The organism is Pseudoalteromonas sp. SIMBA_162 (genome assembly GCF_046535955.1).
Taxonomy (GTDB): Bacteria; Pseudomonadota; Gammaproteobacteria; order Enterobacterales; family Alteromonadaceae; genus Pseudoalteromonas; species Pseudoalteromonas marina.
The window spans coordinates 1-279 of sequence record NZ_JAWJBQ010000280.1; the positions used below are offsets into that span (position 1 = coordinate 1).

1 protein-coding gene is annotated in these 279 nt (G+C 60.6%); it reads right to left on the reverse strand.

The genetic code is table 11. The annotated features are described in order from the left end of the window. Window positions 1-6: 6 nt before the first annotated feature. Window positions 7-279, reverse strand: a 273-nt coding sequence (locus R0J88_RS19680) for a DUF4404 family protein (protein ID WP_410900825.1), incomplete at its 5' end; no start/stop codon positions are given.

Genomic DNA, 279 nt, shown 5'->3' on the forward strand with positions numbered 1-279 from the left:
GGTTGCTCAGATGCCGATGTTGCCCAGGGTCTGGACGATATTGCGCAGGGTTCCGGCAATCGCCGGGTGCTCCAGTTCGAAGCGTTCCACGGCCAGGTTGACGCCGTCGGCGAGGCTGGCGTTCTGGGTGCCGGTCTCCAGTTTGAGTTGCAGTTCGATCTGCTGCATCAGCTCTTGCAGATTGTTGCGCTCGGCTTCGGAAAGCGGTGGGTTCTGTTCCAATTGCTCGCGCAGGGTGTCGAGTTGTTCTTGCAGTTCGCGGGCAGGCATGGCGTTCTC